This window comes from uncultured Deefgea sp., assembly GCF_947072475.1.
Taxonomy (GTDB): Bacteria; Pseudomonadota; Gammaproteobacteria; order Burkholderiales; family Chitinibacteraceae; genus Deefgea.
Map to the genome: position 1 here is coordinate 1 of NZ_CAMTIA010000094.1, position 6,412 is coordinate 6,412.

Sequence of the window (6,412 nt, forward strand, 5' to 3'; positions counted from 1 at the left end):
CCCCAACCATGATCCAGATCGCGAGTGTGCCTAGTTTACTGCGCTCAATCCTACTTCAGAGTATGCTGCCAATCCCCGCGTTGCCCGTGAATGGGCGCAATCAATGAAGGAAAGCCGATGCCAAAGCGCAATGTGCAACTGATCATCATCGACCCGCAAAATGATTTTTGCGATCAAGCTGGCGCAGCGCTGCCCGTTGCTGGCGCCAGCGCTGATTTGCAACGCATTGGCGCACTTTTAGCCCAGCAAGGCACTGCGCTCAGCCAAATTCATGTCACGCTTGATTCGCATTTGCCGGTGGATATTGCCCATCCGAGCTGGTGGTGTGATGCCGCAGGCCAACTACCCGCGCCGTTCACAGTGATTAGCCAAAGTGATGTTGAACGCGGCGTGTGGCGCGCGCGCGATCCGGCGCAGCAAGCGCACAGTTTGGCGTATGTAAAAGCGCTCAGCCGCAATCAACGCTATCAACTGATGATTTGGCCCGAGCATTGCCTGATTGGTAGCTGGGGGCAAGCGGTGCAAAGCGATTTACTCGCCGCGCTCTATGCATGGCAACGGCAAACGCTCAGACCGCTACACTTTATTCATAAAGGCAGCAATCCGCGTAGCGAGCATTATTCGGCGCTGCAAGCCGAAGTGCCCGATGTGAATGATGCGGTTAATCCCGCCAATACCGCGTGGTTGGCCGAGCTGGCTAAAGCCGATTTAATTTTGATTGCCGGCCAAGCGCTATCGCATTGTGTGGCCAGCACGGTGCGCGATTTAGCCAGCGCCTTGGGCGAGGCGCAGATGCATAAATTAGTATTACTCACCGATTGCACCAGCCCAGTCGCGGGCTTTGCCGAACAAGGGCAAGCTTTTATCACCGAGATGCGCGCCCGTGGCATGCAAACCGCCAGCCATTTGGCGCTGGCGCTCGATCATTGATCCAACTTAAAAGCGATCTTTGCATGACAACTTTAGTGCCTGTGATTGAGTCTTTACTCGACACCGATTTATATAAATTCACCATGATGCAAGAAATCTTGCATAGCCAACCGCAAACGCAGTCGGAATACGCGTTTAAGTGCCGCAATCGCACCGCGCTGCCGCTCGCGGCTTGCCAAGCCGAAATAAACGCCCAGCTCGATCATTTATGTACGCTGCGCTTTAGCGAAGACGAGCTCGATTATTTGGCGGGGCTGCGTTTTATCAAATCCGATTTCGTCGATTTTTTGCGTTTATTTCAGCTGCAACGGCGCTTTATTCGCGTTAGCGAATCAACGCAACAACCCGGCCAATTGAGCATCACCGTAAAAGGGCCGATGCTGCATTGCATGTTGTTTGAAATCTACGTGCTGTCGATTGTCAATGAAGTGTATTTCCGTCAATTTGAGCTCGCGCCTGCGCTCGCGATTGGCCGCGCCCATCTGGCGGCCAAAATCAATACTTTGCAGCAATTTGCAGCGCAAGCGCCGCTGGCCAATCCCTTTGTATTTTTTGATTTTGGTACCCGGCGGCGGTTTTCTCGGCAATGGCATGCCGAAGTGGTGCAAGCACTCGCCAGCCAATGCAGCGCAATGCGCGGCACCAGCAATGTATTACTCGCCAAACGCTTTGGCCTTACGCCGATTGGCACCATGGCGCATGAATACCTGCAAGCGTTTCAAAGCTTTGGTTCACGATTGCGTGATTTTCAAAAAAATGCGCTCGAGCATTGGGTGCGAGAATATCGCGGCGATTTGGGCATCGCGCTGACTGACGTTGTCGGCACCGATGCGTTTTTACGTGACTTTGATTTGTATTTTTGCAAGCTGTTTGACGGCGTGCGTCACGACTCGGGCGACCCGTTTTTGTGGGGTGAAAAAATCATCGCGCATTATCACACAATGAAAATCGACCCGAGCAGCAAGCAATTGGTGTTTAGCGACGGGCTCAATATTGATAAAGCCATTGCGCTCTACCAACACTTTGCCCCGCGCTCACGCGTCGGCTTTGGGATTGGCACTGATTTGTCCAATGACTGCGGCTTAGAACCCTTACAAATCGTCATGAAATTGGTGTATTGCAACGGGCAACCGGTGGCCAAAGTCAGCGATACGCCGGGCAAAGGCATGTGTGAGGATGTGAATTTTCTTAATTATTTGTGTGACGTTTTTAAAATCAAATAAGCCCACTCGCTTGATTCCAGCGCCACATTCTTGCTGACTTGTTCAGTGCCAGTAGACCCATTCAGTATTAAATCAAAATGCGCTCGCCCTTCCCATTTCACGGGGAGGGCATACTGCAATGCGCTGATCATCGCCCATAAATCAGTATTGATGATGGGTATCAACGTACAGACTTTGTTTATTAAGCTCTACAAGCAAATACCCACATCAATAGCATTTGAGCACGCGCCTTTACGCCCTTAAAACCAGCCTAAAAATAAAGCCGATGTCTTGACTAAGGGTGATCTCAAGCACAAACCATACTAAACACGAAAGACAAAAGAAAGATTTAACACCTTATTTACGCCGCTTGCCCGCCAAATTATCCTTGCCGCGATTTCACAGCGACTAAAGCCTTACTGATCAATACGCTACAACTGAAAACTGATGCATGCAAACCACAGAAAGCAGCCATTTGCATTAGGCATTTCCCCTAAAATGACGACATGCCAAATAAATTACTAGTCATTTAAGCTGCAAACCAATACCATCAGCATTAACTAATATACCGTTACTCTAATTTAAAGTCACCATGCCGCGCCACCTTCATTTCAATCTGACTACCCATCGCGTTAAGACGCTATTTCAACTGGGTTTTACCTTAATCGAGCTGATGGTTACGCTGAGTATTTTGGCGATTTTAACCGCCATTGCTGCGCCCAATTTCAGCCAAATGATGGTCGCCAATCGCATCACCACGCAAAACAACGAATTAATTGCGGCGATTAATTTAGCGCGCTCAGAAGCGATCAAACTCAATCGCAGCGTCACTTTTTGTAAGCTTGATTCAGCCACCGCCAATGCTTGTTCAAGCACGGCGGGCAATTGGCTGCATTGGGGGGTGATTTCCAACGTCGGTGTGATTCGCCGAGGTGCCCTCAGCAGCGCCAGCAATATGCAAGTCACCAGCGATTTAACCGCCAATCAACTGCGCTTAGGGGCGGATGGTTTGGCTTACAACAATAACAATTTAGCCGCAGCCAGCATGTCGACTTGGTCGTGCAGCTGGGGCCGTCCGAGCGACAATTTAATGACACTGGCAATTGGCGCGGGGAGTCGTTTAGTCAGCACCAAAGGAAGCAAAGTATGCCAGTAAACCCAATGTCTTCGCCCCGATCACAAGCTGGCTTTAGCTTAATTGAAGTGCTCATTGGGATTGTGGTGCTATCAGTCGGTTTATTGGGTTTGGCTGGTTTGCAATTGGCCACGCTCAAGCACAATCAAAGCTCGACCGAGCGCAATATGGCGGTGATTCAAACCAATTCAGTGCTGAGCGCAATGCGCGCTGATCGCGAAAACGCCATTAACGGTCAGTTTAATTTGGCAATTGATAGCGCCGTCAGTTCTGGCAGCAGCTTTGCCAGCGGCGTACTGGATCGTTGGCGCACCAGCATTAGCAGTCAATTGGGTGAAGGCGCTAGCGGTGCGGTCAACTGCAACGCAGCGCGGTGTACGGTGACCATACGCTGGGATGATTCGCGCGCGGCGCAAGGCGAGCGCGAGCAAACCATCGTCACCGAGGTGTTTCTATGAAAAAAGCACCCCTACCCGCTCGAGCGGGATTTTTATCTCAACGCGGGTTTTCGATTGTCGAATTGATGATTGCCGTGGCGATTGCCTTATTGATGATTGCTGCAGTGTCTGGCGTAGTTCTGTCGAGTAAGCAAAGCTATCGCAGCTCTGAGGGCTTGTCGCAAGTGAACGAAAGTGGCCGCAGTGCACTGAGTTTTCTCGAGCGCGCTATTCGTGGCACCGGCATCATTGCCTGCGGCAATACCCAGCAAGTGGCCAATGTTTTAAATAATCCAACATCACAGTGGTGGTCCAATTGGGCGGCGATTCGCGGGTTTTCTGGTGATGCCGCCACCAGTGCGGCCGCTTTTGGTAGCGGTGTTGGTCAGCGCATTAGCGGCACACACGCGATTCAACTGCAAGGCATGAGCGATTCGGCGTACAGCATCGAAAGCCATAACGGCGGCTCGGCCAATATCAAACTAGCGGGCAGCGGCCACAATATTGCCGCTGGGGATATTTTAATGGTCTGCGATAGCGATCATGCCACCATTTTTCAAGTCAGCAATATCAATGGCACCGGCAATCTGGTGCATAACAAAGGCAGCGGCACTTCTCCAGGCAATTGCAGTAATGACTTGGCCTTTCCAACTGACTGCGGCAGTGGCCCGACCAGTAAATATGAGTTTGCGCCCAATTCAACCGTGGCTAAATTGGCGGCTTCCACTTGGTATATTGGCAATAATGGCCGCAGCCAAGACGGGGGTCGCTCGCTGTATCGCGTAGGTATCGATGGCACGCCCATTGAGATGGCCGCTGGCGTGGTCGATATGCAAATCAGCTATCGCATCCCTAGCAGCACCAGCTGGGTGGATGCCAGCAGCTTAAGCAATACGCAGTGGGATCAAGTCAATGCCGTCACCTTAACGCTCAGCCTACAAAGCGCAGAAAAAAATATTGCTACTGCAGCGAGCACGCCCAATGGCCGTTTAACGCGCGAAATTACCCAAGTGATCTCTCTAAGGAATCGAACATTATGATGCGCGCAGCGCCTTACCGCCCTGCGCAAGCGGGGATTATTTTAATCATGGCGCTGGTGTTGCTATTGATTGCGACCTTGCTTGGCGTATCGGGCATTCGCAATGTGCTATTGCAAGAAAAAATCAGCGGCAATAATTATGATCAGTCGATGGCTTTACAAGCCACCGAATCAGCACTGCGCGCCGCCGAAGCCAAGATTGAAAGCAACCCCGATATCACCGCGCTCAATGGGCAAAGTTGCCTTGCCCCCACGCTATGCCCGATCTCTCCACCCGATACCCCTGCCACCGGTTGGACCGATGTTGACGCGTCGTTTTTAGTCAACACTGCCCTGCTTGAAGGCAAACCGCAGTATTTTATTCAGTTGATGTCCGAAACCAATAGCGATGATGAATCAGGGATTTCTGGCAGCGCCTTTGCCAATCAATACGGCGGCAGTGGCGGGATTGTATCGCGCACTTTCCGCATTACTGCACGCAGCTCGCCAGATTCAAGTACGGGTCGTGCCGCAGTTCGCCTACAAACCACCGTCAAAGTCGATAGGTAGCACCATGTTTAAATGTCAGATCAAATCGATCACCTACTTGGTTGCGATCGCTATTGCGTCGCTAACGCCGTCCGCTTGGGCGGCAATTGAGATTGCCCCTGCCCCCTTGTATGTCGGTGGTTTTGTGCCGGGTAGTTTGGCCTTAGTGCCTTCGGTTGAGTTTCCGACCATTCTTAGTCAGGCCAATGTCGGGGCTTATTCAGCTAGCAATGAATACACCGGCTATTTTGACGCCAATAAATGCTACGACTACGTGAATGCCAGCAATGAAGCCGATCGCCATTTCAAGCCCGTCAGCAAAACCACCACACGCAGTTGCTCAGGCAATTGGAGTGGTAATTTTATGAATTGGGCGGTCACACAAACGATAGATCCATTTCGTTCGGCACTGACTGGCGGCTATCGCGTTCGTGACACGGCAGGCGAGACATGGCTAGAAAAAGCCCGCCATGATCGTGGTGGCAGTTATGGTGATCGCACCAGCAACGTCGCCGGAACTACGCCGTTTAGCTGGGGTAATCTCACCATCCGCGTCGCTGGCTTGGGCAATAAGATGTATTTCACCGGCACTGGTAATGTCAACAACCCTGGTACTGTTAAGGATTACCCTAGTCCAATCAGTAGCGCCGACAAAAAGCTGGTGTTTGAAGCCTCGGTGCGCGTGAAAGTCTGTGATTCGGCTTTTCCAGAAAAAAACTGCACGCAATATGGCAGTAATTGGAAGCCAGAAGGCTTGATTCAGCAATATTCAAGTAATTTGCAATACAGTATTTTTGGCTATCTCAATGACAGTAACGCGCTGAGAGATGGCGGCGTGATGCGCGCCAAAAATAAATTCGTTGGTGAATATAAACTCGACGCCAGCAGCAACCGTTTAGTCGCCAATAGTTCGCGCGAATGGGACCCGAGCACCGGGATTTTATACCGCAACCCAGATTCAGCCGATGCGGCAGATACCAATGCGGGCATTCAAGACAGTGGCGTAATTAACTATCTGAATAAATTTGGTCAGATGACCTCACGCGCGCACAAAAGTTACGACCCAGTGAGCGAGCTGTATTACGCGGCAATCCGCTACTTTAAAAACCTCGGCAATGTGGCGAGTTATTCCACTTTATCC

General features: G+C 51.1%; 6 protein-coding genes and 1 pseudogene. All 7 read left to right on the forward strand.

Annotation, left to right across the window (positions count from 1 at the left end; translation table 11 throughout):
• Positions 1 to 117: 117 nt before the first annotated feature.
• Entirely contained in the window at positions 118 to 930 is an 813-nt protein-coding gene (locus tag Q0V82_RS16190; RefSeq protein WP_297577423.1) for a hypothetical protein, read from the forward strand.
• A 23-nt stretch (positions 931 to 953) separates the two neighbouring features.
• Positions 954 to 2,153 carry a nicotinate phosphoribosyltransferase gene (gene pncB / locus Q0V82_RS16195; protein ID WP_297577425.1) on the forward strand — a complete coding sequence of 400 codons (1,200 nt, stop codon included), beginning with the start codon at positions 954 to 956 and terminating at the stop codon, positions 2,151 to 2,153.
• A gap of 571 nt (positions 2,154 to 2,724) precedes the next feature.
• On the forward strand, positions 2,725 to 3,288 hold the full coding sequence (locus tag Q0V82_RS16200; RefSeq protein WP_297577428.1) for a GspH/FimT family pseudopilin: 564 nt from the start codon (positions 2,725 to 2,727) through the stop codon (positions 3,286 to 3,288).
• The gene (pilV, locus tag Q0V82_RS16205) at positions 3,279 to 3,725 is read left to right on the forward strand and encodes a type IV pilus modification protein PilV (protein ID WP_297577431.1); all 447 of its coding nucleotides are present in this window, start codon (positions 3,279 to 3,281) and stop codon (positions 3,723 to 3,725) included. The genes Q0V82_RS16200 and pilV overlap by 10 nt, the downstream gene beginning before the upstream one ends.
• Entirely contained in the window at positions 3,722 to 4,744 is a 1,023-nt protein-coding gene (locus tag Q0V82_RS16210; RefSeq protein WP_297577434.1) for a prepilin-type N-terminal cleavage/methylation domain-containing protein, read from the forward strand. The genes pilV and Q0V82_RS16210 overlap by 4 nt, the downstream gene beginning before the upstream one ends.
• Positions 4,741 to 5,292, forward strand: a complete 552-nt coding sequence (locus Q0V82_RS16215; protein ID WP_297577436.1) for a PilX N-terminal domain-containing pilus assembly protein — start codon at positions 4,741 to 4,743, stop codon at positions 5,290 to 5,292. The genes Q0V82_RS16210 and Q0V82_RS16215 overlap by 4 nt, the downstream gene beginning before the upstream one ends.
• A gap of 4 nt (positions 5,293 to 5,296) precedes the next feature.
• Positions 5,297 to 6,412 (forward strand): annotated as a pseudogene (locus Q0V82_RS16220) (hypothetical protein); the annotation flags it as partial.